General features: G+C 70.0%; 39 protein-coding genes. 5 read left to right on the top strand and 34 right to left on the bottom strand.

The window, feature by feature from the left end; all coding sequences use genetic code 11:
- Positions 1–8: 8 nt before the first annotated feature.
- The 29 genes from IH45_RS01000000143860 to IH45_RS0121130 form a co-directional block, all read right to left on the bottom strand.
- The gene (locus IH45_RS01000000143860) at positions 9–380 is read right to left on the bottom strand and encodes a hypothetical protein (protein ID WP_050515037.1); all 372 of its coding nucleotides are present in this window, start codon (positions 378–380) and stop codon (positions 9–11) included.
- Positions 381–597: 217 nt separating this feature from the next.
- Positions 598–3,108 carry a phage/plasmid primase, P4 family gene (locus tag IH45_RS0121260; RefSeq protein ID WP_030670551.1) on the bottom strand — a complete coding sequence of 837 codons (2,511 nt, stop codon included), beginning with the start codon at positions 3,106–3,108 and terminating at the stop codon, positions 598–600.
- 116 nt (positions 3,109–3,224) lie between these two features.
- Positions 3,225–3,854: a hypothetical protein gene (locus tag IH45_RS01000000143855; RefSeq protein WP_032917984.1), complete on the bottom strand. Its 630-nt coding sequence runs from the start codon at positions 3,852–3,854 to the stop codon at positions 3,225–3,227.
- A gap of 34 nt (positions 3,855–3,888) precedes the next feature.
- On the bottom strand, positions 3,889–4,371 hold the full coding sequence (locus IH45_RS1000000146700; RefSeq protein WP_078897695.1) for an HNH endonuclease signature motif containing protein: 483 nt from the start codon (positions 4,369–4,371) through the stop codon (positions 3,889–3,891).
- A complete protein-coding gene (locus tag IH45_RS0121245; protein ID WP_030670543.1) occupies positions 4,368–5,180 on the bottom strand; it encodes a hypothetical protein in 813 nt (270 codons plus the stop codon). The genes IH45_RS1000000146700 and IH45_RS0121245 overlap by 4 nt, the downstream gene beginning before the upstream one ends.
- Positions 5,177–5,860: a DNA cytosine methyltransferase gene (locus IH45_RS0121240; RefSeq protein ID WP_050515036.1), complete on the bottom strand. Its 684-nt coding sequence runs from the start codon at positions 5,858–5,860 to the stop codon at positions 5,177–5,179. The genes IH45_RS0121245 and IH45_RS0121240 overlap by 4 nt, the downstream gene beginning before the upstream one ends.
- Positions 5,857–6,243 carry a PDDEXK family nuclease gene (locus IH45_RS0121235; protein ID WP_030670539.1) on the bottom strand — a complete coding sequence of 129 codons (387 nt, stop codon included), beginning with the start codon at positions 6,241–6,243 and terminating at the stop codon, positions 5,857–5,859. The genes IH45_RS0121240 and IH45_RS0121235 overlap by 4 nt, the downstream gene beginning before the upstream one ends.
- The gene (locus IH45_RS0121230) at positions 6,240–6,470 is read right to left on the bottom strand and encodes a hypothetical protein (RefSeq protein WP_030670537.1); all 231 of its coding nucleotides are present in this window, start codon (positions 6,468–6,470) and stop codon (positions 6,240–6,242) included. Before IH45_RS0121230 ends, IH45_RS0121235 begins: the two co-directional genes overlap by 4 nt.
- The gene (locus tag IH45_RS0121225) at positions 6,467–6,820 is read right to left on the bottom strand and encodes a hypothetical protein (protein ID WP_030670535.1); all 354 of its coding nucleotides are present in this window, start codon (positions 6,818–6,820) and stop codon (positions 6,467–6,469) included. Before IH45_RS0121225 ends, IH45_RS0121230 begins: the two co-directional genes overlap by 4 nt.
- Entirely contained in the window at positions 6,817–7,032 is a 216-nt protein-coding gene (locus tag IH45_RS0121220) for a hypothetical protein (RefSeq protein WP_158813198.1), read from the bottom strand. Before IH45_RS0121220 ends, IH45_RS0121225 begins: the two co-directional genes overlap by 4 nt.
- A gap of 74 nt (positions 7,033–7,106) precedes the next feature.
- Positions 7,107–7,862 (bottom strand): methyltransferase, encoded by a 756-nt coding sequence (locus IH45_RS0121215; protein WP_030670530.1) that lies wholly within the window; start codon positions 7,860–7,862, stop codon positions 7,107–7,109.
- A 103-nt stretch (positions 7,863–7,965) separates the two neighbouring features.
- On the bottom strand, positions 7,966–8,364 hold the full coding sequence (locus tag IH45_RS0121210; protein WP_050515034.1) for a hypothetical protein: 399 nt from the start codon (positions 8,362–8,364) through the stop codon (positions 7,966–7,968).
- A complete protein-coding gene (locus tag IH45_RS0121205; RefSeq protein ID WP_030670526.1) occupies positions 8,361–8,579 on the bottom strand; it encodes a hypothetical protein in 219 nt (72 codons plus the stop codon). Before IH45_RS0121205 ends, IH45_RS0121210 begins: the two co-directional genes overlap by 4 nt.
- Positions 8,576–8,857, bottom strand: coding sequence for a hypothetical protein (locus IH45_RS0121200; RefSeq protein ID WP_158813196.1), 282 nt, complete (start codon positions 8,855–8,857; stop codon positions 8,576–8,578). The genes IH45_RS0121205 and IH45_RS0121200 overlap by 4 nt, the downstream gene beginning before the upstream one ends.
- On the bottom strand, positions 8,850–9,527 hold the full coding sequence (locus tag IH45_RS0121195) for a hypothetical protein (protein WP_030670519.1): 678 nt from the start codon (positions 9,525–9,527) through the stop codon (positions 8,850–8,852). The genes IH45_RS0121200 and IH45_RS0121195 overlap by 8 nt, the downstream gene beginning before the upstream one ends.
- Positions 9,520–10,083, bottom strand: coding sequence for a MazG-like family protein (locus IH45_RS1000000150825; RefSeq protein WP_324607949.1), 564 nt, complete (start codon positions 10,081–10,083; stop codon positions 9,520–9,522). Before IH45_RS1000000150825 ends, IH45_RS0121195 begins: the two co-directional genes overlap by 8 nt.
- Positions 10,084–10,086: 3 nt before the next feature.
- Positions 10,087–10,329 (bottom strand): hypothetical protein, encoded by a 243-nt coding sequence (locus IH45_RS0121185; RefSeq protein ID WP_030670511.1) that lies wholly within the window; start codon positions 10,327–10,329, stop codon positions 10,087–10,089.
- On the bottom strand, positions 10,329–10,937 hold the full coding sequence (locus IH45_RS0121180) for a hypothetical protein (protein ID WP_030670509.1): 609 nt from the start codon (positions 10,935–10,937) through the stop codon (positions 10,329–10,331). Before IH45_RS0121180 ends, IH45_RS0121185 begins: the two co-directional genes overlap by 1 nt.
- A complete protein-coding gene (locus IH45_RS1000000148820) occupies positions 10,934–11,110 on the bottom strand; it encodes a hypothetical protein (RefSeq protein ID WP_158813194.1) in 177 nt (58 codons plus the stop codon). Before IH45_RS1000000148820 ends, IH45_RS0121180 begins: the two co-directional genes overlap by 4 nt.
- Positions 11,107–11,523, bottom strand: a complete 417-nt coding sequence (locus tag IH45_RS0121170) for a DUF4326 domain-containing protein (protein ID WP_030670506.1) — start codon at positions 11,521–11,523, stop codon at positions 11,107–11,109. The genes IH45_RS1000000148820 and IH45_RS0121170 overlap by 4 nt, the downstream gene beginning before the upstream one ends.
- Positions 11,520–11,864, bottom strand: a complete 345-nt coding sequence (locus tag IH45_RS0121165) for a hypothetical protein (protein WP_030670502.1) — start codon at positions 11,862–11,864, stop codon at positions 11,520–11,522. Before IH45_RS0121165 ends, IH45_RS0121170 begins: the two co-directional genes overlap by 4 nt.
- A complete protein-coding gene (locus IH45_RS0121160) occupies positions 11,861–12,115 on the bottom strand; it encodes a hypothetical protein (RefSeq protein WP_030670498.1) in 255 nt (84 codons plus the stop codon). The genes IH45_RS0121165 and IH45_RS0121160 overlap by 4 nt, the downstream gene beginning before the upstream one ends.
- Positions 12,115–12,471 carry a hypothetical protein gene (locus tag IH45_RS0121155; RefSeq protein WP_030670495.1) on the bottom strand — a complete coding sequence of 119 codons (357 nt, stop codon included), beginning with the start codon at positions 12,469–12,471 and terminating at the stop codon, positions 12,115–12,117. Before IH45_RS0121155 ends, IH45_RS0121160 begins: the two co-directional genes overlap by 1 nt.
- Positions 12,464–12,718, bottom strand: coding sequence for a hypothetical protein (locus tag IH45_RS0121150; protein WP_030670492.1), 255 nt, complete (start codon positions 12,716–12,718; stop codon positions 12,464–12,466). Before IH45_RS0121150 ends, IH45_RS0121155 begins: the two co-directional genes overlap by 8 nt.
- A complete protein-coding gene (locus tag IH45_RS1000000148815; RefSeq protein WP_158813192.1) occupies positions 12,715–12,933 on the bottom strand; it encodes a hypothetical protein in 219 nt (72 codons plus the stop codon). Before IH45_RS1000000148815 ends, IH45_RS0121150 begins: the two co-directional genes overlap by 4 nt.
- Entirely contained in the window at positions 12,930–13,166 is a 237-nt protein-coding gene (locus IH45_RS0121145) for a hypothetical protein (protein ID WP_030670488.1), read from the bottom strand. Before IH45_RS0121145 ends, IH45_RS1000000148815 begins: the two co-directional genes overlap by 4 nt.
- A complete protein-coding gene (locus tag IH45_RS0121140; RefSeq protein WP_158813190.1) occupies positions 13,166–13,453 on the bottom strand; it encodes a hypothetical protein in 288 nt (95 codons plus the stop codon). Before IH45_RS0121140 ends, IH45_RS0121145 begins: the two co-directional genes overlap by 1 nt.
- 88 nt (positions 13,454–13,541) lie before the next feature.
- Positions 13,542–13,856 carry a hypothetical protein gene (locus IH45_RS0121135; RefSeq protein WP_030670482.1) on the bottom strand — a complete coding sequence of 105 codons (315 nt, stop codon included), beginning with the start codon at positions 13,854–13,856 and terminating at the stop codon, positions 13,542–13,544.
- A 1-nt stretch (position 13,857) separates the two neighbouring features.
- The gene (locus IH45_RS0121130) at positions 13,858–14,100 is read right to left on the bottom strand and encodes a helix-turn-helix domain-containing protein (RefSeq protein WP_030670479.1); all 243 of its coding nucleotides are present in this window, start codon (positions 14,098–14,100) and stop codon (positions 13,858–13,860) included.
- A 153-nt stretch (positions 14,101–14,253) separates the two neighbouring features.
- Between IH45_RS0121130 and IH45_RS0121125 the strand changes: the two genes are divergently transcribed.
- From IH45_RS0121125 to IH45_RS1000000147990, 3 genes are all read left to right on the top strand, one after another.
- Positions 14,254–14,700, top strand: coding sequence for a hypothetical protein (locus tag IH45_RS0121125; RefSeq protein WP_030670476.1), 447 nt, complete (start codon positions 14,254–14,256; stop codon positions 14,698–14,700).
- 147 nt (positions 14,701–14,847) lie between these two features.
- Complete coding sequence (locus tag IH45_RS1000000148810; protein WP_158813188.1) at positions 14,848–15,048, top strand: hypothetical protein; 201 nt, start codon at positions 14,848–14,850, stop codon at positions 15,046–15,048.
- 73 nt (positions 15,049–15,121) lie between these two features.
- The gene (locus tag IH45_RS1000000147990; protein WP_050515033.1) at positions 15,122–16,534 is read left to right on the top strand and encodes a hypothetical protein; all 1,413 of its coding nucleotides are present in this window, start codon (positions 15,122–15,124) and stop codon (positions 16,532–16,534) included.
- A 165-nt stretch (positions 16,535–16,699) separates the two neighbouring features.
- Here IH45_RS1000000147990 and IH45_RS0121115 read toward each other — a convergent pair whose 3' ends face one another.
- The 3 genes from IH45_RS0121115 to IH45_RS0121105 form a co-directional block, all read right to left on the bottom strand.
- Positions 16,700–17,149 (bottom strand): hypothetical protein, encoded by a 450-nt coding sequence (locus IH45_RS0121115; protein WP_158813186.1) that lies wholly within the window; start codon positions 17,147–17,149, stop codon positions 16,700–16,702.
- Positions 17,150–17,227: 78 nt separating this feature from the next.
- Complete coding sequence (locus tag IH45_RS0121110) at positions 17,228–18,415, bottom strand: helix-turn-helix domain-containing protein (RefSeq protein ID WP_030670467.1); 1,188 nt, start codon at positions 18,413–18,415, stop codon at positions 17,228–17,230.
- A 31-nt stretch (positions 18,416–18,446) separates the two neighbouring features.
- Entirely contained in the window at positions 18,447–19,085 is a 639-nt protein-coding gene (locus IH45_RS0121105) for an HAD family hydrolase (RefSeq protein ID WP_030670464.1), read from the bottom strand.
- A 49-nt stretch (positions 19,086–19,134) separates the two neighbouring features.
- Between IH45_RS0121105 and IH45_RS0121100 the strand changes: the two genes are divergently transcribed.
- Together IH45_RS0121100 and IH45_RS0121095 are read left to right on the top strand one after the other, a co-directional pair.
- A complete protein-coding gene (locus IH45_RS0121100; protein WP_030670461.1) occupies positions 19,135–19,695 on the top strand; it encodes a flavoprotein in 561 nt (186 codons plus the stop codon).
- Positions 19,696–19,761: 66 nt separating this feature from the next.
- A complete protein-coding gene (locus tag IH45_RS0121095; protein WP_030670458.1) occupies positions 19,762–20,910 on the top strand; it encodes a Fic family protein in 1,149 nt (382 codons plus the stop codon).
- 43 nt (positions 20,911–20,953) lie between these two features.
- On the opposite strand, the gene IH45_RS0121090 is transcribed toward IH45_RS0121095, so the two are convergent.
- The gene (locus tag IH45_RS0121090; RefSeq protein WP_030670455.1) at positions 20,954–21,943 is read right to left on the bottom strand and encodes an LLM class flavin-dependent oxidoreductase; all 990 of its coding nucleotides are present in this window, start codon (positions 21,941–21,943) and stop codon (positions 20,954–20,956) included.
- 204 nt (positions 21,944–22,147) lie between these two features.
- Positions 22,148–23,596 carry an alkaline phosphatase PhoX gene (locus IH45_RS0121085; RefSeq protein ID WP_030670452.1) on the bottom strand — a complete coding sequence of 483 codons (1,449 nt, stop codon included), beginning with the start codon at positions 23,594–23,596 and terminating at the stop codon, positions 22,148–22,150.
- Positions 23,597–23,643 lie beyond the last annotated feature (47 nt).

The following is a 23,643-nucleotide window of genomic DNA, read 5'->3' as shown; positions in this document are numbered from 1 at the left end:
TTCTCCTCTCAGAACAGGCGGTCGGGTCCGGGCGGCGGGGTCGCCGCCGGTGCGGTGGCGCGGGTGCAGTGGTGGTCGGCGACGACCAGGTGGGCGCAGGTGCCGCCGGCGATGTGCCAGCGGTCGCGGATCAGCAGCCGCGGCGGCAAGTGCGGGTGCAGGCGCAGGCAGTAGGTGAACCGTCCGGCAAGCCGCGCCTGAAGCTCGGCCGCGAGACCGAGCGGGTACGGATCGGCGCGGACATCAACGGCGGCGGTGCGGCCGGCCAGGGCACGCAGAACCGGGGCGCGGCAGCGCGGGCACTGCTGGGCGCGCGGCCGGTCGCTCTGCGGCGCGGACGTGTCGAGCCAGGTGGGCGGATTCCGTTTAGGGGCTGGCACGGCGCTTCACCGCCCCTGGCAGTGACAGCAGTGACAGTAAAACGGCGTTCTGCATATAACTCCTCCACCTGCGTGTGCGTGTGCGCGTATGCAGTGGAACCCGGGGATTACTGTCACTGCTGTCACTGCAAGGCCGTGACCTGCAAGAACGTCGGTTTTTACTGTCACTTTTTCGGTCACTGCTGCTGTCACTGCGAGGGGGGTTACTGTCACTGCCTCAGTCGTTGTCATGTCCCCACCCCTCGTCTTCAGCGGCGAGCAGTGACAGTCCGAGGTAGAAGGCGCGGCCGTTACTGTCACTGCGGCTGATCCCCCTCCGCTTCAGCTCCCGGCCGAGCGACTGCGGCTTGAGCGGCGTCTCCCCCTCGGCGTGGCACCACGTCTCGTAGGCGGCGCGCAGCTTCTTCGTCTCCAGGCGCACCACGTCGGTGGTGGCGCGCATGCAGCACGCGTCCAGGAACCGGCCGAGGGCGTCTTCTTCGTCGGCGTAGGCGCGGGTGGCGGCCATGACGGACTCGGGAGCGCGCAGGCCGCCGCCGAAAACGTCCACGGCCCCCTGGACGACCCAGGCGAGAATGCCGGGGCCCTCCTCGTCGACGAGGAGCCGCGACAGATTCTCGATCTTCTTGTGCTCGGGGACCTTGTGCAGGAACGGCACCAAGCGAAGGCGCCGCCAGAACGAGTCCCCGCCCGCCTTGACTTCGGGCTGGTGGTTGCCCATCAGCCACAGGTGATGCGTGGGCTCGAAGGTGAAGAAGTCCTGGCGCATGAAGCGGGCGCGGATCGCTTCCCCGCCGGTGAGTTCCTTCATCTTGGCCTCGTCGAACCGGGCGTCCTGGTTGACCTCCGAGGCGATGACCAGCCGCAGCCCCTGCAGCTGTGCGAGTTCGGCGGAGTGCTCGTTCTTCCCGGCCATCAGGAACGCCGCGGGGGCAGGCGCGGCGTAGTCGCCGAGCAGGCTGCGCAGCACGTCCATCAGCACGGACTTGCCGTTCTGTCCGCCGCCGAAGAGGAACGGCAGGATCTGGTAGCGCACGTCGCCGGAAGCGGAGTAGCCGGCCAGGCGCTGCACGAACGCGGCCATCTCGGCATCGCCGCCGAAGGTGTCCTCCAAGAAGGCATCCCAGCGCGGGGTGGCCATCTTCTCGGGCGCCACCGCGGCGGAGCGGGTGTGCATCTGCTGCGGATCCGGCGGGGCCAGTTCGCCGGTGACCAGGTCGGCGACGCCGCCGGGGGTATTGAGCTCCATCCGGTGGCTGTCGAGGCTGGAGGCGCGGGCGACGATCCGCTTGTCCGAGCACGCCTGCTGCAGGGAGGCGGACGTGCCGCGCGCGGAGAGGCTGTAGGCCCGATGCCTGCGCTCGGGAGTCTCCGCGGCGGGCAGGTCACGGGCGATGGCCTTCATCAGCTCCCGGACGTGGCCGGCTTCGTCCCACCCCCACCGGTGCCCCTCCCAGATCAGCCACTTGGAGCGCTCGGGCACGTAGCGGATCTCGTGCTCGTGGGCGTCGACGAGGCGCAGGGCGTTGCCGTCGTCCGTGAAGGAGTACGGGCCGGCGTCCGCGGCAGGCTCGGGCTCGTCGACCTTCAGCGCCGCGGTGCCGTCGACGGGCGGCGGTGCGGCAGGGCTGTCCCGCTGTGCGGGCACGGCCGCAAGGTGCCGCTCGGGGGCGGTGCCGTAGCCGCGGCGGCGCAGTTCCTTGGCGGCACCGCTGTAGTCGCCGCGGTGTTCGAGCAGGGCGTGGGCGGCGAACTTGGTGTAGGGGCGCTCGGGGTCGAACTCGGTGCTGGAGGAGAAGACGTACAGGCGGTCGCGGTCGTCGGCGTGGCCGGTGGTGGCGGAGATGCCCAGGCCGTTCTTGCCGGGCCGCTGCCAGTAGCGGGTGCGGCCCCGCTGCCCGAGCAGGCGCCAGCCGTGCGGGGTGAGGATGTCGGTCCAGTCGGCGCGCTGCTCGAAGTCCTCGCCGGGCTTCAAAGAGCCGTCCGCGGCCGGGGCGGCGGCGCGGAAGAACGCCTCCTGCACCGGATCCGCCGGGGCCGGAAAGATGGCGGCGGGCATGGTGTCGAGGGTGCGGGCGACGCTGTGCAGCGCCTCGCGCTCCTCAGCCGTGACGACGGTGAGGGTCTCCGGTGCGCCGGCGAGCAGCTGGTAGGGCAGGCCGGTCTCGTGCACGGGCCCGGCGGAGGGGGCGACGACGACGAAACCGCCCTCGCCGCGGGTCTCGACAAGATCGCGCACGAAGACCTTGCCGGGCTTGTTCGCGAGCACCTGCCGCTCATCGCCGGTCAGCTCGTCGGCGCGGGCCGGGCGGCGGGCCAGCTTGGTGTTGCCCGGCACCGGCTGCCCGTCCAGGCGGTACAGGACGTGGATGCCGCCGGACGGGGAGCGCTCCAGGTAGCCGGCGGCCACCCGCTTCCAGATGCCGCCGAGCCCGGAGTCCTCGGCGATCTCGCCGAACTCCTTCAGGACGCCTTCGGCGACGGCGCGGCCCTCGAACTCCAGCATCTCCAGGCCGCCGGAGACGGCGCCGCACACGATGCCGAGCCCGGGGTGGCCGCCGGTGAACCAGGCGCGCAGCTGCTGCTCGGTGGCACGTTCCTTCTGGTGTGCTGCCCAGTTGCCGAGCGGCCGCTTGGTGCCGTCGGTGGCCACGCGGACGACGCTGGCGCCGGCGGCGTGCCAGGCGAGCGCGGCACGGAGGGTGTCCTGCGGTGGCTCGGTGCTCAAGGCGGTGCTCCTTGTCCGGTGGTACGCGAAGGCGGCGGCCTCGGTGCCCGCCCCGGGCGTCGGACCCGGGGCGCCGGCCTGGTTACCGGGCGGGCGGGGTGGTGCGGTGGCGCGGCTCAGAACGGCGGGGGCTCGGTGCTGCCGCCGTTCGCCGCAGACGCGGCCTGACGCTGCTGGCCCTGCAGTTGTGCGAGCAGCGCCTTCACGGCCGGGTCGTTCAGGTCCGGCTGGCCCGGTGCCGCGGACGCGGCCGGGGCGGTGATCTCGCCGGTGGTGGTGTCGACCCCGGTGGGCGCCGCGGGCTCGGGGGTGTTCAGCTCGGCCTGCGCGGCCGGGGTGTACTCGGCGGCGTACTCCTTGGGCGGGTTGAACCGCGGGTTGCTCGCGGTGCCGTTGCGCACGTAGGTGACTTTCAGGACGCCGCCGACCTCCAGGCCGCGGGCGCCGGAGGCCCGCACGGCCTGCTGGATCGCCTGCTTCATCTGGCCCTTGACGTAGATGCGGCGCGAGCCGTCGTCGTCCGTGTCGGCCGGGTCGCGCTGGTCGGTGGCCAGCGTCACCGACAGCTGCATGCGCGGCTGGCCGTCGTTCCAGAACAGCGGCTCGCCGGTGGAGAAGTCCTTCTGCTGCTGCACGACGGGCTGCTCGCTGATGCGGCCGACGACGAAGGCGCCGGGCTGCTCGAACCGGGCGGACTTGGCGCCGCCCGCCATCAGGAAGGAGTTCGCGTCCAGGGGAGTGCTCATGAGTTCCTTTGCTCCTTGGGAGAGGTGGGATTGATCACGCCGACTTCTGTGAATCGGCGAGCTTTTGGGCGGCGTAAGCCGCTCGTTTCCGGGTGTTGATGAGTTCGCGATTTTCGGCGCGGTGGGCTCGGTACGCCGAACGGCGGCAGGTGCGGCAAGCTCGCCCACCCGAAGGGGCGAGATAGCTGTTCATGCCTGTCAGCGGATGCCCCTGGGGGCAGTGCGTTTTGCGCGCGTTACGTCCGCTGAACCCGTTCCCACGACGGAGGTTCTCCGCCTGACTGACCGGTTCTAGGTGCCACGGATTCACGCACTGGGCATTGCGGCAGAGATGGTCAAGGACAAGCGATTCCGGGATCGAAGCTCGGAGATATTCGTATGCCCATCGGTGCGCTAGTACGTTGCGGCCCGAGGCGTAGAACCTGCCGTAGCCGTTGCCGGCGCCCCGCCAGATCCAGCAACCGGCCACGTTTGCTCCGTCGACCTTTTCCCAGAAGCGCTCCTCGGTGGTTTTCACGCGACCAGCTCCTCGAAGCCGTGCCGCCTGACTTGCTTCATGACGCCGGGGCATCCGGAACTCAGGTCACTGGAACCGGGCCGGAACCACGGGCACCACTTGCATTTGGCGTCTTCCGGTATGGGGATTTCCGACCAGCGCTCCGGATTGGCTTCGGGGTCCAGCGCCAGCAGGCGCGTCTTGATGCGGTCGAGCCGCTCCAGGGCGTCGAGCGCCACCTGACGCTGGTACTCCTCGGTCCAGACGTGGACGCGCAGTTCGTGGTGGCGGGCCACGAAGACGATGGCTACTCGCTCCGGCGATTCTCCGGCGTTCTCCTGGCCGAGGCCGTAGAGGTGCGCTTGTACGCGGTATTGCACCCCGGGACCTTTACGCCGGTACGCGTCGAAGCTGGAGACGCCCACGAGCTTCCAGTCGAGGTTGGTCCGGGTCAGCCGGTCGTACAGGTCGGCGGACCCCGTGACATCGAATCCGAGGACGGTGCTGCCGGCTTCGCGGACGGTTACCCGCTCTTCGATCCGGTAGCGCGGGCGCCCATCCGGCAGTACGGCGTTGCGGCCGGTGAAGACCTCTTCCATCCAGCCGTGGAAACCAGTTCCGATCACGCTGGCGATGGGGTCGTGGTCGGTGTTGCAGACCGGCCACTCGAAGAGCTTGTAGGTGAGCTTGCGTTCGCACGGCTCGCCGACCTCGGAGGGACCGATGCGGGTCTGCCGGGAGCGGGGGCTGTTGTTGGCGGCGTCGGTGATGAGGTCGGCGACGCGGGCGGCGAGCGCCTGGCCGGTGGCGTCGTTACCGGTGGCGATCACGCGGTGGCCTCCGTGGGCTGCAGGAGGAAGACGGCTGCCTGCGCGCCGAGGTAGCGGGTGTAGGCGGGCGGGATGCACTCCCGGATGCCGTCGCGGGTCATCCACGGGACGCTCATGTCCGCCTTCACATAGGGGACGTTGGAGAAGTTGCCGACCGCGTGATACCAGTCGCCGGGCTTCAGCGGGCGGCCCATCTTGACCGTGCGGCGGGTGTGCTGCGGATGCTCCGGCGCAGTGAGCGGGAAGGAGGCTTCGAAGAGGCGGTGGCGGTAGGTATGCAGGCCGAACGAAGCCCCGCACAGGGTGATGGGGTCACGGAGTTCGGGGGCCGCCTCGGGTACGTTTTCGATGATCCACGGCCGCCCCGTGGACTGCATCGCCTCGCGGGCCGGACCGATCAGCCTGGGATGTGTGCGGCCCTGGATGCGCTGACACAGGCTGTGCGCCTGGCACGGCGGTGACCCGGCGGTCAGGTCGTACTCGTGGCCGTGCGCCCGGATGTACTCGATTGCATCGCCCTGGATGAAGGTGAACGGGTAGCGCGGCTGCGGGGCGGTGTCGACGCCGGTGACGTCGAACCCGGCGAGGTACCAGCCCATGGCGCTGCCGCCCTGGCAGCAGAACGGGTCAAGCAGCGTCAGCCCGTTCGGCTCACGGGCGGGAAGGGGGAAGGCGTTCACGCCGCCTCACCGCCTTCGGCCTCGCGCAGTACGGTGTCGGTGTCGGGCATGCCCATGGCGGCGCGCAGCAGGTCGGTGAACTGCTCGCCGGTCATGGTCACGAACCAGGCCCCCGGGTTGCCTCGGCCTCGGCGCTTGTGCCACACGGCGGCGACTTCGGCCCGGTCGTTCTCGCCTTCGATCTCGGCCTCGTCGACCCAGGAGGCGAGTTCGGTGCGGGCGCAGTTCTTGACCTCCAGGACGGTGCCGGGGATGCCGGCGATGTCGCCGCGGTCCTGGCTGCCGCTGAGGGCGCGGCGTTCGGCCTGGACGAAGCCGCGGCTGCGCAGGTAGGCGACGACGGCGCTCTCGGCGCTGGTGCCCTTCTTCTTGGAGGCGCTCACTGGCTGCTCCCTTCGCACAGGCGCCGGTACTCGGCGTCGATGTCCTCGTCGGCGGACTGGGTGGTGGTAGCTGCGGCGGCGCGGGCGGTGCGCTGGAAGGCGCGGCGCCGCCGTCGGCGCCGCAGGGTGGTGACGGCGAGCCATGCGGCGCCGATGAGGCTGCCTCCGGCGGCGGCCAGGAGGACGGCGTGCGCGGTGGCGACGGCGATCTCGTGCAGGGTGTTCACGCGGTGTCGCCTCCTTCGATGGAGCCGATCCACGTGCGGCACAGGGAGTTGCGGACGGTGGCGCGCTTGGATCGGGCCACGCCATGGGGTTCGATGACGCCACCCCGGTGGGCGGCGGCGAATTGCGGGCCCCAGTGGTTGGGGTGGCGGGGTTCGCTGACCAGTCCGGCGGCGACGAGGTCGGCGGCCTGGAACGGCAGCATGAGGGTGGCGGCCACGGCGATGCCCTTCTGGCATTCGGCGGCCCACGCGGTATCGGTGTGGGCTGCGGCGTCGTCCATGCCCTGCTGCTGGGCGGTGTCGGCGGCGACCGGGTCCACGACGGCGGCGGCCTCGGGCGACGTGGTCATCGCACACCGCCGTTCGCGCCGATGATGACGGCGCCGCCTTGGCCCATGCTGTTGCCGACGCGGTACGTGGCGGCCACGTCGAAGGGGTGCTCAGCATCGTCGGCCTGCGGCATCAGGTACTGGAGGTTGCCTTCGAAGCTGTCGCCGGTGGCGACGCGGGCGCGGATGTCGTCGAGGAGGGCGACGAGGTCGCCGCGGCTCATGTTTCGCATGTGACCTGCTTTCGGGTGTGGTCCGCCCGGCCGCCCGCGGGGAAGGGCGGGCGGCCCGGGCGGGGCGGTGGGTGTCAGGCGGCGTCGGGCTTGCAGAGCACGGCGATCACTGTGTTCACGCCGGTTCCGGCTTCCTTGAACGCGCCCTCGGGCAGCGGGCGCAGCTCGCCGTCCAGTGCTTCGATGCGGGATCGGAAGGCGACTGCGGCCGACGTCTGGCGGAACGTAATGCCGGCGGACATCACGGCGGCGAGCCGGCCGCCGGGCTTGAGCGCCTGGAATGCGTGCTCCACGTGAGCGATGTCGGCCTGCCGCGCGAAGGGCGGGTTCATCACGACGCGGTCGTAGACGGGCCGCGGGCTGGTGGTCAGGAAGTCCGCCACCAGGACGGTGATGTCGCGGTGGTGAGCGTCCGCGATCGCTTCCGCGTGGTCGGCCTGGATTTCCACGCAGTCGACGACGGCCCCGGCTTGGGCGGCAGCGAACGCGATGGCGCCGCGGCCGGCGGACGGCTCCAGGACCCGCATTCCCGGCTCGATCCCGGCGATGTCGATGAGCTGCTGTGCGATCGGGGCCGGTGTGGGGAAGTAGCCGAACTGCTGCCGTGTGCTGGTGACCTCACCGGTGAGGATGATCGGCTCTATCGCGTCGGCGGCATCGCCGCCGAAGAGGTGGGCGCGCTCACGGCGGTTCCATTTGCCGCCCGCGGCTTCGATCGTCTTGGCCGTGTCGAGGTACAGCTTGCGGGACAGGGCGCCCGTGAGGATGAGCCGGGAGCCGTCGGTTTCGGCTCGGTCGAGGACCTCAAGGACATTCGCAGGGACCTTCACGGTGTAGCTCCAATGGGTATCAGCCCCGTCTGCGGGGAGGATGCGGGCGACTCGGGCGGTGGATCGCCGGGCCGCCGGCCGGGGTCATCCGGCGGCCCGGCTGTCAGGCGGCGCCGACGTCGGCCTGTCGCTTGCTGGCCGGGTCGACGTAGTACGGTGCGCTGTCGAACAGCCCGTTCTCCTGCGGCGGCATCCGCTTCTCCGCCCGCTTGAAGATCCGGCGCACGGCCCCGTCACACGCCGGGCACAGGGCGATCAGCCGGGAGGCCGGCAGGGACGCGGCGGTGGTGAAGTCCACCGACGGGTCGCGCGGTACGGCGATCAGCTTGATCTCGCCGATCTTGCTGACGAGCATCCCGTTCTCGTGCGGACAGCGCATCTGCCGGCCGCGCCGCTCGGGGTCATGCTTGCTGCCGCACACCCCGCGGCACTCACAGCGGTCCTCGGCGTTCCGCATCACCGTGTTCCACAGGGCGGCTCCGACGAGCGGCGGGCGGGTCATGATGCCGCCCCTTCCTTCTCGGACCAGGCCGCGGGCGCCGCCCGCAGCCGCGCGTTCTCCTCGCGCGCCATGCGCAGGTCTTCGAGGGCGCCGGAGTAGTCGATGGCCGCGGCGTCGAAGTCGGCCTCCAGCCGGGCGTTGGCGGCCCGCAGCCGGGCCGGGGTCTTGCCGCGGTGCCGGGCCCGGGACCGGGCGGCGGCGATCGGGTTCCTCATGCCGCACCGCCCTTCCGGTGCTCGCAGCGGCCGAGGAGGCACGGCTTGGCGTCGCGGCGCCACTGCTCGCGGGTCAGCAGCCGCACCTGGTAGCCGCGCCGGGCCTCGCGGTCCCGGTCGCGCTTCAGGGGCCGGAGTTCCTGGTGTGCCTGCTCCTCGTCGACGGCGCACCGGCCGAACAGGGAGCCCTCGGCGCAACCGTCGGCGTCGAAGAGGACCCAGTGGCAGTCCGCGAGCGGTACGGTCCGCCCGTCGAGGTTCACCATCAGGTCAGGCATCCGGACCACCGCTTTCGTCCTCGCGCTTCCACTGCTCCTCGCGTTCGCGCAGGCGGCACTGGACGTCGAAGGCGCCTTCGTGGTCACGGTCCTGTTCGCACTGGGCAATCAGCTCCGTGTAGCTCTGGCGGATCTCTGCGCGCTCCGCCTCAACAGCCGGGCGCTCCAGCTCGCGAACACGGGCCGCCAGCCGCGCGTTCTCGTTCTCCAGCTCGACGGCGATGCGCCGGGCCTGCTCTGACTGGGCAGCCAGCTCGTAGGCCATGCCTCGGAGCTGCTTCACGTCCGAGTCAAGCTGATCAGGCGTCAGGCCCTTCAGCGGCGGCGTGTTCCAGGTGTAGCGGCAGCCGTCGACGGTTGCTGTGTGACTCCAGCTGAACCGGTGGCCGTACTGCTGGGTGCAGCGCACGTGGGGCTGGTGGCTGTGCTGGTCGTTGCAGTGGCCGCCCGGAGGGGGAATCTCTAGGTCGTGCCACGCGCCGTGGTGCAGTTCCTCGGTGGCGTAGACGCCCATGCTGCGGCGGTAGCGCATCCGGTTACCGGTCTGCGGGTGCCAGGCTTCGTGCCAGTTCTCGCGGTGCGAGGCAGGCAGTACGCACTGCACCGGAAGGTTCCAGTGGACAGAGATGCAACGGCTCTTGTCGGACCGGTCGGGCTTGATCTCAGGCATTGCGCGCCTCCAGCTCGTTCACCCGCTGCTGGACGCGGCCGAGGTTGGCGGCGAACACCTGCTCGGGGTTGTCGACGACGGAGGCGAGTGCCGTCGCCGCCGTGATCATCACGTCGCACAGTTCGTCGGCGATGTCCTCAAGGCTGTGGGTGACGCCCTTACGGGGGTTCTGGCCGGTCATGCCGATGACCGCCTTGGCGACCTCCCCCGTCTCCTCGGTGACCTTCAGGATGCGGAGGGTCTTCTCGTGCTCGTCGCGGCCGTTCGACTCGTCCAGCCACGCCACGAAGCCCCGGATCGCCGGCCACATGTCCGCCAGTTCCGCCGCGTCGTCCTCGACGGAGTCCTGGCAGTCGGGGCACAGCCCGGTGATGCGCCACTCGGTTTCGTACTGGCGGGCCTCGTCCTCGTTCCAGAAGACGCGCGCCTCGCCATTCTCCGAGATCAGCGGCTTGCCGCAGCCGATCGGCGGCTTCAGACAGCGGCCCTCACGCACCGCGTCAGCGGGCAGGTCGCCACCGGAGAGGGCGGCCAGGGCTTCGGAAATGGTCGTCATGGCTCAGTCCTCGTCGCAGTAGTCGTGGGTGTGGACGTGGCGGGATGTGTGCTTCTTCGGCTTCGCCTTGGACTTGGCGGCCTTGCCGCGGCTGCCGCTGCGGGTGCCGGGGCCGGGCTTCAGCGGTACGGACACCGCCACCGGGGCCATGGACCGGTCATCGCAGTCGTCGTCCCGGTCGGTGCACGCGGTCAGCCCGGAGGCGAGCAGCAGGAGCGCGGCGGCGATCGTTGCGGTACGGCGCATCACGCGGCCACCTGCTTCCGGGCGGCGTCGTACAGGTCGATGCCGCGGCGGATCGCGCGGCAGCAGTGCAGGAAGCCCGGCGTGTAGTCGCTGAAGTCCCACTCCGAGAGGTCACCGAAGTCCCAGCCGCCGAAGCGGAAGTCCGCCAACGCCGCCCGGGCGCCCGCCTCGTGGCTGATGTCGCCCAGTTCGAAGATCTCGCGGGTGACCTCGGCGCCGATGCCGCGCGGGGCCTCACCCTCGCGGATGGAGTGGACGACGTACCGCTTGACCTGCTGCTCGAACAGGTCCGGGTCGAAGCCCTCGACCTCGTCGCGGCCGGTGCGGACCTTCTCCGACCAGTAGCCGGGGTTGATTTCGCCGCTGAAGGCGGTGCGGCGGAACAGATCGAACATGTCCGGCGTGGCGTTGATGTCGAAGTGGAAGACCCAGCCCGCCTTGACGACGAGGTTGTACGGCCACGCGATCAGCTCGAAGGGGACGATGTGGCCCTGCTCCGGGCTGGCGAACCGCAGGTGCCGGTACAGCCCCTCCTCGTGCAGGACGGTCATCTCATGCCGGGCCGTGTCGCGGGCGAACCGCGCGGCGATGTCGGGATACTCGGTCACTGGTTCCCCCTCGGGTGTCGCGGCCCGTATTCCAGCCGCCAGTTGGTGTGGTCGGTCTGCTGCTGCTCGACGCTCAGCCGGGCCCCGGCGAGCTGGTCTTCCAGGTCGGTGATGCGGTGCATCAGCAGGGCCAGGAGCAGGAAGTCGACGACGGCGATCTGCGGGGCGGTCACGCGGCACCGCCGTTCGCGAGCGCCAGGAGCACCGCGGCGTGGCAGTGGTCGGGCTGGCCCGGCTCCGGCAACGGGCACCAGCACATGAGGTCCCGGCCGGCCAGCTCGGCGCGCGCTGCGTCAGCGAGTGAGGGCCGCTGCTCGAGCCAGTCGCGGAACATGGCGACGGCCTGCTCGCGGGTGGCGTTCTTCACCAGGTGCGAGGTGGTGGTCCCGTCGGGGTGGCGGAAGCCGTGATGCTGGCCGGATGTCTTGCCGAGGCGGGGCTCGCGCTCCCACTCGGAGCCGTCGAGGGCGGGCATGCGGATCTGGGTGCAGGGGTTGCCCCACTTGCTGCCGCGGCCGACGTAGACCGCGCCTTCAGGCTTCCGCCAGCCTTTGGTGCGGCGGCGCTGGATACGGACCGGGCTCACGCGGCCCTCACCTCCGCCATGGCCGGCACCCACAGCTGCACGACGGCCTCCGGCTCGGGGCGCGGTTCGCCGGGTTCGGGCTCCGGCCACGTGAACGTGATCGCGATGCGGGCCGGGTCATCGACGTCCAGCAGCCGCCACTTGCGGTGCTCACCCAGCCGCTTCAGCAACGCCATCGCGTCCTCGGGGCCGGCGGCGGCCAGCTCGGCGGCGAGCAGCGGCAGCCCGTCCGGCATCGCCCCCACCTGCCAGCCACGCGTCGCAGGGAAACGCTCATCGTCCTCGTGCAGGCCCCGGATGATGCAGGCCACCAGCGTCTCGACGCAGACCGGACCAGTCACGACGCCTCCTTCGGGTGCGGGATGCCGGGCAGCGGCACGGCCGTGTCGGGGTCGGCGTCGAGAAGGTGACGCTGTTCGGCGAGGCGCCCGTCGGTGACGTCGTGAGCCTGCTGCAGGCGGTCCAGCTCGATGGCCGCGAGGAACTTCGTGTACGCGGTGATCTGCTGAGTGAGGAACTTGATGTGCGCCACGGTCTGCTCAGCAAGGTCGTCCAAGGCCTCGATCGCGGGGCGCGGAGTTGTCGTCGCCATCACGCACCCCCGGCGCGGGCGAGGGCGGTGCTGGCGTCGCGCCGCGCCTGCTCCAGCAGTTCCGTCAGTTCGGTGACCCGCTCCTGTAGTGCGTCCCGCTCGGCTTCGACCTTCTCCGCCCGGTCCCGCCATCGCTTCTTGCCGTCCTGGTGCCACTGCACCGTGCGGTGTAGCTCCGGCAGCGTGCAGCGTTCCGTGAATGCGATGTCTTCCTGGCGAGCGGCCAGCTCGGACAGCAGGCGCCGCACCTCGGACATCGCCTCTCGCGCCATAGCGCGCAGTTCGACCGCCGTGGTGGCGCCGTCGTTGATCCGCTCGTCGATCTCGATCCGTCGGCCTGGGGGCAGTTCACGCACGCGACTCACCCGCCTCGGCCTCGTCGGCCATGCGGCGGAGCGCCTCGGCGGCAGCCCCGCCCTTGTACTTGTGCTCCGCCCGATCGAAGCTGCTGGCATCGGCGGGGAGAGCGTCCAGCACGTCGGCGGCCTCGCGCAGTACCTCGGCGCGGACGGCGGCGAGCTTCGCCCGCAGGTCCGTGAGCGTTCCGAGGGGCGCCGTGTCGGCCCGGCCGTACTCGTCGAGCAGATCGTCGCGGGCGCTCATGCCGCACCTCCTTCGGCGGCGTCGGCCCATTCACCGTGGATCCAGTCGTCCTGATCCAGAGCGGTGGCGGTGGCGGGCTCTCCTTGGCGGAAGAGGAACCCGACGGCTCGGACCTCGCCGTCAAAGGGACTTGGGGCGACTGCCAGGCACTGGAAGTGCCAACGACGACGCTGGTAGGTACGACCGGGGCTGAAGAACTCGTCGCGGGCGCTCATGCCGCACCTCGCACAACCAGCGGCTGCCGGGCGGGCACCGTCGCCAGCACCTTGTTGGCGCGGGCGATACGGGACTCCTGCACCGCGCGCGCCTCGGCGTACAGCGGGCCGCGAGCCAGCCCGTACCGGCGCACCGCGTCGGCCTGCACGCGCACCGCGTCCGCCACGTACTGCGGGAGGAGGCGGGCCTTGAGGACGATCACGGCGTCCGGGACGGGGATCGGGGTCAGCATCACGACTCACCGCCCTCGGCGCGAGCGTCGAGGAGAGCCTTGCTGGCAGCATCCGCCAGACGAGCCACGAGGTCGGAGGCATCGCGGTGTTCCTGCACGACCCAGTACATGGCGCCCGCCATGAGAAACCGTTCCGTGGACGGGCTCAGCCGACCGGCCTGCACCGCACGTTCGAAGTTGCTGACGACGAGTTCGGCGACCTCGTCAGTCCTGGCCCCGCCATGGCGCAGCATCGCCAGCAGCTCCTCACGGCGGCTCAAGCGCGGGTTCTGAGAAGATGTGGACACGGTCCACTCCTGTTCTTGAAGGTTCTGGTGGTGGATCCAGGCCCCGGCTGCCGGTGTGTGGAAGCCCGGCGGTTGGGGCCGCATACCGCTAAGCGGCGGCCTTGACGGGCCGGGCGGCGGTCTTCTTGCGCGGCCGGCGGACGATGCCCGGCTTGGCCGGGACGCGGTGCAGGCGGCGGATCTCGCGGCAGTCTTCGAGGCTGAACTTCAGGAACTTGCCGAGACGGGTGTGGGGCAGTCCGCCGTGGATGGCTCCATCACGCAGCCAGCGCTCGCCGCAGCCGATGATTTTTGCTGCCGGGCCGACGTTGAAGAGCGGCTCTTCTTCGTCGAGCCGAGCCCTGGCTGCCTCGATGAGCGCCGCCTCTTCGGCCGCAGCTGTGGGGGGTGTCTTGCTGGGCATGTCACCTCTTCTCTACGGGCTCCTCTAGCGCGAGGAGCTGGTCGTCGGTGGCGCCGAGGTAGTTGCGGAGCGGTGCGTAGGTGTCCGGTCTCATGCGCCGCCGGATGCCGGTCTCCAGCCGCTGGAGGTAGCTGCGGCTGATGCCTGCGGCACGGGCGGTCTCCCGGAGAGCGAGCCCCTGGCGCATGCGGATGGCTCGTATTGCCGCCCCGTTCACCTGGTAGGTGGCTGGGGGTGGTTCCATGAAGAGAATGTAGACGCTTCTTCTAGCTGTTTCTAGTAGTACGTAGTAGTAACTTGCACTCGGTGGCGCTGCGAGGTGAGGAGAGCGTCAAGAAACAGGACAGCTTGCCCCTGTTCCTAGCTGTTCCTGGCAGGTGCTGGAAGGATGGAAGCCATGGCCACCCCCCGAGACCGCGACGCGCTTCAGCGCCTCGCCAAGCTGGTCGCCGAGCGCCGCATCGAGCTCGACATGCACAAGATCGACGTAGCTCGCGCAGCCGGAACCACCATCACGACATACAGAAAGATCGAAGCCGCGGAGCCCGTTCGAGATGTCACCTACGGAAAAATCGAGCCCGTCCTGAGCTGGGCGCCCGGAACCTGCCGGGACATCCTCAACGGCTCCGCCGACGCGGCCACCGTGGAGCGCTCCCCCGTGCCCGGGTACGTCTATTCCCCTGTCACGACCGACGACCTCCAGAGCGACGTCGAGGACTCCGTCCAGGAGGCCCTCATCGCCGTGACGGACGGCTTGACATCCGCCGATATCCGCAAGATCAAGCAGAGGGCGATCGAGGAGCTCCGTCGGCGCGGGCGCCTGCCCACACCTGACGGCAATTGATCGCAACTGTCGTACAACCTTTGCGTTTTACCGTTTCGTTATCACCCGAGTCGCAGCTGTATCGCCCACCTCGGTCACAAGAACCGTTGAACATGACACCATCGGTGGTCACTTGGGAGGTTCCCTCATCCCGAACCAGGGGGGACCATGCACGAACCGATGGTGACGGCCGACCTGGGCGCTGGCTTCGTGGCACTGCGAGGCCGCGTGAACGGTAAGTTCGTATGCCTGGTGACGCCGGAAGTCATGGACGACGAGGAAAAGCGCAAGGCGGTCCGCGGCCTGATTGAGCGCCAAGGAGGTGACTGCACCTCCTGCCGCGGCTGCATTATAGGAATAAACGAGTAGAGCGCGGCTGGCCGTAGAGACGCCCGGCGGCAAGAGTGCCGTCGGGCCTCCGCGCATCACCCAGGGGGACGCCATGCCATACATCGAGTGGCGCGGGAACAAGTGCCGGGTCAGGTGGTGGGCCGGCGAGTATCTGGAGAACGGCAAGAAGAAGTACGAGTTCGCCTCCGGCTTCGATGACGGAGAGGTCGCGTACAACTACGGACTGGACCGTGAGTACGAGGTCCGCCACGGCAGGCACGTGGCCAAGAGCCGCGGTGACATGCTGATGAAGAAGTACAGCCTGGAACTGTGGCTGCCGGATCAGGACTTGCGTCCGGAATCCGTCAAGCGGTACCGCTCCATGCTCAATGCGCACATCAACAAGCAGTGGGGCTGGCGCCGCGTCGGCGAGATCGACACAGCGGACTACATCACCTGGAAGAACCAGCTCAACCGGAAGGTCGAGCGCGAGGAACTGGTCCGCACCTACGTCGACGACATCCTCATGGTCTTCGGCATGTTGATGATCGATGCCGTGCAGCGCTACAAGCTCCGCACGGACACCCCGGTTCCTCCCGCCACGCCACGCCGCGGCCGGTACGTCAAGAAGGTGCGCCGGAAGAAGCGCCCGCTGGCCATGGGTCCGGTCTACCAGCTGGCCGTGAACGCCTACACGGTGTGGGGGTTCACCGGCTGGACGTACATCTGGCACGCGGCCTTCCAGGGCATGCGCCCCGGCGAGATGTACGGGCTGCAGAAGACCTACACGGCACCTGCCTGGCCGCCCGGCGACCCCGACCCGGAGCAGCGTCGGGAGTCGATCGAGCGGTACGGGACAACGCCCGCTACCCGGGTGCAGTACCAGCATCAGTGGGTGGACGGGAAGAAGGCGCTCACCGCCCCGAAGTACGACTCCCACCGCACCCTCGTGCAGGCGCCCTTTCTGACGGCCATGCACGCCGCACTCGCCGCGTCGCACGCCTCGCCGTGGACGTTTCCGGCGATGAACGGCGGGGACCTCCTCGGGGCCCGCTTCGACCGGGACTACTGGAAGCCGATCCGTGATGGCTCTCCGGCCCGCGAGTCCCGGAGAGACTTCCTGCGGCCGGCCATTCCGCCGGTGGAGGAGTTCTCGGTGGGCGAGTGGCCGATCTACCGGCTGCGGCACTGGATGAAGGAGTGCCTGGAAGAGGAGGGCCACTCCGACACCGCGATCGAGACGCGCATGGGGCATGAGATCGCCGGAGTCCGGGGCCTGTACGGCAACCTGACACTGAAGATGGAGCAGGACATCATTGAGTCGCAGCAAGAGCGGTGGGACACCTTCCACCAGGCCGCTGGGGGGCTCTGGATGCCTCCGTTTCCCAGTCCTCTCCCAGTTGACCAAGAAGTGGCGAAATTGATCCGCCAGTTCTCCGGCGAATGGGAAATGACGGCGATGGGCGAATTCGTCGACTCCCGCACCGTCCGCGGCATGGTCAAGCCCGGGGGCGCGGCGCTCTGACCTCACCGGAGGCGGCACCCCGCGAACGGGTGCCGCCCCTCCGCCGCCTCTCCCGCTTCTCCTCACACCCCGCACACAGCCCAACATCGGCTCCGCCCCCACTGGCCGTGTGCACGGTCCCGATCACAGTCACGTTCCGTACCCTGCCGCAGTCCGCGCAGCCGATCACCGTACGGCCTCCACCGCGATGACCGCCGCCCGCAGAGCCACCGCACTCGTGGCCAGCGCCCCGGCCTCCGGCCGCACACGCCACCGCAGCCGCTCGTTGCACATCGCCAGCCCCGGCACGTACAGAGCCGTCCCCACGCCCGCGTCCCGCCACAAGGGCAATCGCACCCCACCAGCCGTACCGGCGGGCACCAGCCAGCACATCCCGGCCGGCCGCCGATGATCCTCGATCACCACCCCGGACCTCTCCCCCAACCACCCCACCACCCGCTCCCCAACCGGCAGCGAAAGCCACACCACGTCCAGACCGAGCACGGCCACGTCACGGACGACACGCAGGCCGGCTCCGCGGGGGATCCAGTCGGGAAGAGGAGAAGGAGGCAGGTACGCGGTACCCGCCGATCGCTGTGCTCGGGTCGCGCTGGGCGACATGCTGAACGTGGTCATTGCGAGCTCCTGTCGTTCGGACAAGGAGATGCTGACCTGCCGGAGGCAGCACAAGTACCCCTGTGCGGGGTAGTCCGGTCACTCGCCCGCGCGGCACCACTCGGCGAACTTCGACAGGCTCTCGGCGTCGCCGCGCTTCAGTCGGCGCAGGGTCGCGGCGTCCTCGCGTACCCAAATGTGTTCACGGGTGTGCTGCGGAGCAATGCGCCGCGCACTCCGAAGGGAGGCAAAGGCCTGGTCGGGCCGACCCGACCAGAGCTGAGCGCGCGCGAGTTCGATGTAGAAGCCCGATCGGCGTTCCGCGGCGAGCCCGTTCGGTGGCGCCCAACTGCCGAGGGCATCGAGAGCACGGCGTGCGTATCCGTCCCCCAAACTGACCGCCACCGACAACTCGTGAATACGCACGGTCTCCGGGCCGAATTCCGTCCCTTGGTAGGTGGCTTCCGGGACTCGCGCGGCAAGGGCACGAGCCTCGGCAAGATGTGTAAAGGCAATTTCCTCCCTTCCGGCACGAGCGGCGATGACGGCGGCCCGCATATGCAAGGTCCCGCGTGTGGCAACGACTACAGGATGGGTCGGCCGGAGTGGCAGGATGTCCAACGCGCGTTCCAGAGACCGCAGACCGGCCGCATGCGCTTCAGCGGCGAAATACATCTCGGTCCGCGTATACGCAACCGCCGCTTCGAGCAGTGGGTTCTCCGACTGCGTCGCAGCCCACCTCATAAGGTCGATCAAACGGGCGGACAGGTCATAGGCGCCGTATTTGTACGCAACCGCGTCGGCGGCCCGATAAGCGGCGACAAGCAACTCGGCGCTATCGGTGCGGCAGTTCGTCGGCACGCTGTGGAAAGCACGCCCGAGTTCAGCGAGGAGTCCCGGGACCTGGCGTGAGATACGAACGTACTGAGCCGCGAGACGCCAGGTGACGACCTCGGCAACCACTCCCCGGAGTTCGATCAGGGGGCGCGTGGGCCCGTCGTCGGGCATGTCGTGGGTCGCGAGCATCGCGGACAGCTCGGGCATGGCGCGATGCACCCGGTCATCAGCACGCTCACGCCGAGGCAGCAGGCAGGTGACATCAACACCAAGTGCTGCGGCGATGGCGTCCAGCACTCCCTCACCGGCCCCCCGCTCGCCACGCTCGATCTTGCGTACGGTCCCCAGGGCGATCCCTGCCGCACGGGCGAGTTCCTGCTGCGTGAGACGGGCCAGCCGTCGCCGGTACGCGATCCGCTTTCCCGTACCGGCAGAGGCTTCGGCATACATGGCGAACTCCGTCCATAGAGTTGACGGCGAATCACCCTGTGACGATCCGCACCAGCTCGTCCAAGCCGTTGACCCGCCAATCGGCCAGTTCCGCTGCCGGGCTCGCTGCCCACAAGAATCCGTACGGGCCACGACGTACGTGGGCGGTCAGCAGGCCGGCCGCGTGCGCGGGGGCGATGTCGTTGGCGGGGTGATCGCCTACGTACAGAATGCGCTCCGGCGCGATACCGGCGAGGTCGATGACCTTTTCGAAGAACTCGGGCCGTGGCTTGGCGACTCCCCACTCCCCTGATGTCGCGATGGCATCGGCCGGCAGATTCAGGCCGCGGAGCAGTTCACCGGCACGGGCCGTCTGATTCCCCGCGATCAGGACTCGGACCCCGGCCTCGCGCAGCGCTGTCAACGAGGGCCGCACATCCGGATACAGATCCGTCTCGTCGAGGTACTCGCCCTGCCCGGTCGCTTCGCGTGCCCGGTACTCGGCGGCGATGTCGATACCGGGGCGCAGCAGGCGGACGGCGTCCGCGTTGTCGCGGCCCTGGGCAACCACCGCCCCCACCAAGGCGGAGAGGGTGTGCCGGGGGACGTCCAGCCAGTCCGCCCAGTCGTGCCAGTACCGGTCATCACTGACCAGCGTCTCGCCCACATCGAACACCACCGCTTCGGCCACTCCCGCAGCCTAGGCTCCGGACGCGGGCAGGCTCAGGCAAAGTGCCGGTATGAGCAGCCCCCAGGTTCTCTACCTCATCGCCTGCGCCGCAGGCCCCGCCTCCCGGATCGTCCGGCTGGTCGAAGCCGCCGTCACCGACGGGTGGGACGTGTGCGTCATCGCCACACCCGCCGCCGAGGCAGGTGGATTCATCGACACGCCCGCGGTGGAGGCCGCTTCCGGCCGTCCCGTACGGAGTGACTGGCGCCGGTCCGGTGAGGAGAAGCGCAACCCACCGGCGGACGCCGTGATCGTGGCGCCCCTGACGATGAACTCGGTGAACAAGTGGGCCGCGGGCATCACCGATACGTACGCGCTCGGGCTGCTCACCGAGGCGGTGGGGCTCGGGCTGCCGGTGGTCGCGCTGCCGTTCTGGTCGACGGCCCTGGATGCGCATCCGGCCACCCGGCGGTCGGTGCGAGTGCTGCGGGACATGGGGGTGCGCGTGCTGTACGGGCCGGGCGCCTGGGAGCCGCACGCGCCGGGGACCGGCGGTGCGCAGTTGGACGGCTATCCGTGGCGGTTGGCGTTGGAGGCGGTGGGTGAGGCGGTCCAGGGGCGTCGGCTGTAGGTGTGCCGCGGACGATGGGGACACGGACGCTTTGACACCATCATCTAGTCATGGTGTCATTGATGCATGCTGTACGAGACTCCTGACCTGGACGCCGAAGACCACCGCGTCCTCGCGGAGATCGAGCAGATGCGGCAGAAACTCCGGCACGCGCTGCGCGCTCAGCCCCGCTGGTCGGGTCAGCTGCGGCGGAACCTGACAGCACGGGCGATCGCCGGGTCGAACACCATTGAGGGCTACGCGGCGACGGTGGACGACGTCGAGGCGCTGATGGCGGGCGAGGAGCCGCTGGAGACGGCCGACCGTACCCGGGTCGAGCTGGAGGGCTATCAGCGGGCGATGACGTACATCCAGGCCCTGGCCGACGCCGGTGACGACTTCCACTATGACGCCGGCCTGATCAATGGCCTGCACTTCATGCTGCAGGGGCACCACCTGGACAAGCGGCCTGGCCGCTGGCGGGACGGGCCCGTCTTCGTCACCAGCCCCGACGACCCGATGGTGCCCTCCTACACCGCCCCCGCCTGCCCGGACGTCCCGGCGCTGATGGCGGAGCTGATCGACTGGCTCAATCACGGGGACCTGGACGCCCCGGTGCATGTGCGGGCCTCGATGGCCCACCTGAACCTGGTCAACATCCACCCGTGGAAGGACGGCAACGGGCGCATGTCCCGTGCCGTCTCCACGCTGGTGTTCGCCCGCGAGGCCGACAATCTGCTGCCGCCGGAGTTCTCCTCCATCGAGGAGTGGCTCGGCCGCGGGCAGAACACCTACGGCTACTACCGCGTCCTGCAGCAGGTCGGCGGCCCTGCGTGGGATCCGAGGCGCGACACCCATCCATGGATCCGGTTCTGCCTCGAAGCCCACCACCGCCAGGCCCAGCAGGCCCAGCGCCGCACCGACCTGCTCTCGCGCGCCTGGGTCCACCTCGGTGCGGCCGCCGAGGAGTCCGGGCTGGACGAGCGCGTGGTTCATGCGCTGCTGCCGGCGTTCTGGGGGGCGCGGGTGCGCCGGACCGTCTACCAGCAGGATGCCGAGCTCTCCGACCAGCAAGCCATCCGCGATGTCCGCGAACTCGTCCGCCTGGGCTGGCTGGTGCCGCACGGCAAGGCCCGGGCCCGCTACTACGCCCCTGGCCCCCGGATGGACACCGCCCAGCAGGAGGTCCGCCAATCCGTGGCCCCCTACGCCGACCCCTACGGGGCCCGGGGCTGACCCGCGCGCCATACGGCCGTACGACTTGCAGTGCGGGTGAGGATCAGGCTGTTCCGCTCACCCCCACCACCCCCGCCAACCGCTCATAAGACTCCAGCAACCCCGCCCGTTCATACGTACTCGTCGTCACCAAGAACTCGTCGGCACCGGTCCCGGTCAGCAGCTCGTCCAGTTCGGCCCCCACCTCCGGCTCCGTACCGTAAATGTGTCCCAGCAGAGCGGATTCGTAAAAGGCGCGCTGTTTCGGGGAGAGGTCCGGTTCGCGGGCGGTGACGGTCTCGGCCGGTTCCAGTGGCGGGAAGACGCCGTGAGTACGCGAATAGGCCATCGACCAGGCTTCGGAAAGGAGGAGGCCGCGGGCCTCCTCGCGGGTTTCGGCCACGGCTACCGTCCCGGAGACGATGACGTACGGGCGGGGCCAGAGGGGCGAGGGTTCGAAGGCGGAGCGGTAGCGGTCGATGGCTGCCTGCATTGCTTCGCGGCCGCGTAGGTCGCCGATGACCAGGGCCAGGCCGGCGCGGGCCGCGATGTCCGCGCCCGCGCCGGTGGCCAGGACGAAGGCGGGGACGCGCAGGCCCTCCGCCGGGCGGGCGTGCACCTGGGGGTGGGGGCGCGGGCCGTCGGTGAAGTAGGCGGTGAGTTCGGACAGTTGGGTGGCGAAGGAGTCGGCTGCTTCCTTGTCGGTGCCGAGGGCTCTGCGGATGCCGTCGGTGAAGCCGACGGAGCGGCCGAGGCCCATGTCGATGCGGCCGGGGAAGAGGGATTCGAGGACGCCGAACTGTTCGGCGACCACCAGCGGGCGGTGGTTGGGGAGCATGACGCCGCCCGTGCCGACCCGGATGCGGGAGGTCGCGGAGGCCACCGCGGCGGCGAGCACGGTCGGTGCCGAACCGGCGACGCCCGGCACGCTGTGGTGCTCGGAGACCCAGAAGCGGTGGTAGCCGAGCGCTTCGGCGTGCCGGGCGAGGTCGATGGTGTCGCGGAGCGCCTCGGCCTCCGGGTGGCCCTGCCGGGTCCGGGAGCGGTCGAGGATGGAGAAGGGGGTACGGAGGCGTGGGGACCGGTCCCCGGCCGGGCCTGCGGTTCCGGGTGCCTGCCCGTCGGCCTCCCGGGCTGCCCGCCCGGCCGTCTGCGTCGTGGTGGTGGTCCGCGTGCTCACTTTTCGTACAACGTGACGGCTGCGGCCGGGATTCCTGGCGGCTGCGCGCCGGTCACCCGTCACCGGCCCCCGCGGCCATCACCCCTGCCACCGCCATGGCCCCCTGATCGCCAGCATGATCCCCGGCTCCTGGATGTTGGCGAACAGCGTGCGGCCGTCGGGCGAGAAGACCGGGCCGGTGAATTCGCTGTAGGCGGGGGCGTCGGGGGTGCCGATGTTCAGGTCGTTGCGGGCGATCGGGTACGTGCGGCCGTCGTCGGTGGCGCCGAACAGGTGCTGGACGCCCTCGCCGTCCTCGGCGATGATCAGGCCGCCGTACGGGGAGACGGTGATGTTGTCGGGACCGTCGAACGCGCCGTCCTCGCCGGGGGCCGGGTTGACGCCGAGCAGCACCTTCAGGGTCAGGGTGCGGCGGCGCGGGTCGTAGAACCAGACCTGGCCGTCGTGGCGGACGGGGCTCTCCTCGCGGGCGTACGAGGCGACGATGTACGCGCCGCCGTCGGCCCACCACATGCCTTCCAGCTTGCGGGCGCGGGTGATCAGGCCGTCGGTGAACTGCTTGCGTACGGGGGTGTGGCGCGCGTCGCGGTCGGGGACCTCGATCCAGTCGACGCCGTAGACCGTGCCGGTCCTCGTGGCGCGGGAGAGGTCGTCGACGAAGCGGCCGCCGGAGTCGTAGCAGCGGAACGCGGCCAGCACGCCCGCGTCGTCGGCCAGGGCGCGCAGCCGCCCGCGGCCGTGCCGGAAGCCGCTCGGCGGGGTCCAGCGGTAGAGGAGGCCGTTGGGGCGGTCGGCGTCCTCGGTGAGGTAGAGGTGGCCGCGTCGGGGATCCACGACGACGGCTTCGTGGGCGTAGCGGCCCAGCGCCTTGACGGGCAGGGGCGTGCGGGCCGCGCAGGGATCGTGGGGGTCGACCTCGAAGACATAGCCGTGGTCCTTGGTCATGCCGTTCTGGCCGGCCTTGTCCTCGGTTTCCTCGCAGGTCAGCCAGGTGCCCCAGGGGGTTCGGCCGCCGGCGCAGTTGGTGGAGGTGCCGGCGATGCCGACCCGTTCGGCGATGTGCGAGCCGTCCCGGGAGATCTCGACGACCGTGCAGCCGCCGGCTGCCGCCGGGTCGTAGACCAGGCCGTCGGCGAGCGGGACCGGGTGCGGCCACTTCGCGCGCGGGCCCTTCAGCTCATGGTTGTTGACGAGCAGGGTGGCGCCGCGCGGGCCCTCGAAGGCGGCGGTGCCGTCGTGGTTCGAGGGGGTGGACTCGCCGCTCTCCAGCTTGGTGACACCGGTCCGCGTGATGATCTTGTACGTGAATCCGGCGGGCAGGGCCAGGATGCCGGCCGGGTCGTCGACCAGCGGCCCGTAGCCGGGCGCGCGCCCGCGTACGCCGCCCCCCGTACCCGGCGACTGCTGTTCCGGGAGCTCCTGCCCGATGGCGCCGGGCGCGGTGGCCAGGACGCCCACGCTGCCGGTCAGTGCGATGCCGGCACCGGCGGCGGAGCGCTTGGCGAAGTCTCTGCGGGTGAGCGGCATGTCATCTCCTGGACGGGCCGGTACGGGAGTGCTGTGCGCTGTACGGC

This window comes from Streptomyces rimosus subsp. rimosus, from assembly GCF_000720725.1.
GTDB classification, from domain to species: domain Bacteria; phylum Actinomycetota; class Actinomycetes; order Streptomycetales; family Streptomycetaceae; genus Streptomyces; species Streptomyces rimosus_A.
This window is presented reverse-complemented; position numbering and strand designations above follow the sequence as displayed.